Source organism: Sphingomonas endophytica, assembly GCF_001476895.1.
GTDB classification, from domain to species: domain Bacteria; phylum Pseudomonadota; class Alphaproteobacteria; order Sphingomonadales; family Sphingomonadaceae; genus Sphingomonas; species Sphingomonas endophytica_A.
Window position 1 is genome coordinate 1 of the sequence record NZ_LDTB01000103.1, and the last position, 1,272, is coordinate 1,272.

Consider the following 1,272-nt stretch of genomic DNA (forward strand, 5'->3'; position numbering starts at 1 on the left):
GAGACGACGCGCTTCCGCTCGCTGCGCGACGCGTTCATCCGGCGCTTGCGGCCGGGCGCACGGACCTTTGCGGGCGACGCGGCGACGATCGCCAGCCCGTGCGATGCGATCGTCGGCGCGCACGGGCGCGTCGCCGATGGCGCGGTGTGGCAGGTGAAGGGCTTCCCGTATCGGCTCGACGAGCTGCTTCCCGATCCGGCACTGGCGGCGCGCTTCGCGAACGGCGCGTTCGTTACGCTGCGGCTGACGGCGGCGATGTACCACCGTTTCCATGCCCCCGCCGACCTGACCGTGGAGGCCGTGACCTATCAGTCGGGCGATTGCTGGAACGTCAATCCGATCGCGCTGAAACGCGTCGAGCGGTTGTTCTGCCGCAACGAACGCGCGGTGATCGAGGCGCGCGGAGCGGCGGGACAGCCGCTGCTGCTGGTGCCCGTCGCGGCGATTCTGGTCGCCAGCATCCGACTGACCTTCCTCGACACCGAACGGACGCTGCGCGAGCGTGGGCCGGGGCGGACGTCGTGCGACGTAACCGTGACGAAGGGCACGGAAATGGGGTGGTTCGAACATGGCTCGACGATTGTCATGTTCCTGCCCGAGGGGGCCCGGCTCGGGCCGGAGCTGCGCGAGGGGCAGCCGATCCGCGCCGGGGAACCGCTGGCGCGCTGGTGACGGTCAGGCGGCGGGCAGCGTCAACCTGACCAGCAACCCGCGCGGCAGGTTCTCTCCCAGCGTCAGCGTCCCGCCGTACAGCGCCGCCAGTTCGGCGACGATCGACAGGCCGAAGCCGTGTCCGTCGCCGCGTTCGTCCAGCCGCATGCCCGGTCGGAACACCGCCGCGCGCTCCGCCTCGGGAATGCCGGGGCCGTCGTCGGCGATCTCGATGCGCACCTGCCGACCGCCCGGCACGGCGGCGATGAAGATCTGCCCGCCGGCGTGCCGCGCGGCATTGTCGAGCAGGTTGCCGATCAGCTCGTCGACGTCCTGCGCATCGACCGCGACGGCCATATCGTCGGGCACGTCGACCGCGATCGACAGCGGCGGGCCGGCGTGGAGCTGCCGGATCACCGTGACCAGATCCATGATCGCCGGGCGCAGCGCGGTGGCGGTGCGGCGGTTGATCGCGGCGGCGCGCGCACGGGCGAGATGGTGGCGGATCGTGCGGTCGATCCGCGCCACCTGCGCGGCGAGCGCCGGCTGGTCGCGCACCTCGACCGCCAGTGTCGCGACCGGGGTCTTGAGCGCATGGGCGAGATTGGCCGCGGCGCCGCG

The 1,272-nt window shown here is 72.1% G+C and carries 2 protein-coding genes; one reads left to right on the forward strand and one right to left on the reverse strand.

What is annotated here, in order from left to right; translation table 11 throughout:
• A partial coding sequence (gene asd / locus NS334_RS16155; RefSeq protein WP_058756971.1) for an archaetidylserine decarboxylase occupies positions 1-672 on the forward strand: 672 nt, incomplete at its 5' end.
• A gap of 3 nt (positions 673-675) precedes the next feature.
• Here the strand turns inward: asd and NS334_RS16160 are convergent.
• A partial coding sequence (locus NS334_RS16160) for a sensor histidine kinase (RefSeq protein WP_241492002.1) occupies positions 676-1,272 on the reverse strand: 597 nt, incomplete at its 5' end.